Origin of the sequence: Dietzia natronolimnaea (assembly GCF_002289575.1) — a bacterium.
GTDB classification, from domain to species: Bacteria; Actinomycetota; Actinomycetes; order Mycobacteriales; family Mycobacteriaceae; genus Dietzia; species Dietzia natronolimnaea_A.
Window position 1 is genome coordinate 1 of sequence record NZ_NTGA01000131.1, and the last position, 359, is coordinate 359.

1 protein-coding gene is annotated in these 359 nt (G+C 62.1%); it reads left to right on the forward strand.

The genetic code is table 11. From position 1 onward, the window contains the following. Positions 1–77: 77 nt before the first annotated feature. Positions 78–359 (forward strand): IS110 family transposase (locus CEY15_RS17990; RefSeq protein ID WP_141244355.1); only part of this gene is annotated, 282 nt, incomplete at its 3' end.

A 359-nucleotide genomic window follows, 5' to 3' on the forward strand; every position in this document is an offset into this window, starting at 1 on the left:
CGCTCGTCCTGCCCCACTGAGGCGTGCCCGATCTCGAACGGCGGTGCCGTACTGCACGCAACATCAGGAGGTCGGCGATGACTGTCATTGGAATTGATGCCCACAAGAATTGGCACACGCTCGTCGCGGTCGACGAGGTCGGCAAGAGAATCGATGTCCTCACGGTCGAGGCTCGGGCTGCTGGGCATCAGAAGATCATGGCGTGGCTCGAGCAGTTCGACGGCGTCTGCATTGCGGTCGAGGACTGCCGGCATCTGACCCGTCGTCTGGAAGCTGACCTGCTCGATACAGGGCACAAGGTGGTGCGAGTCCACACCAGGTTGATGGCAGGTATGCGCCGTTCGGGTCGTGAACTCGGC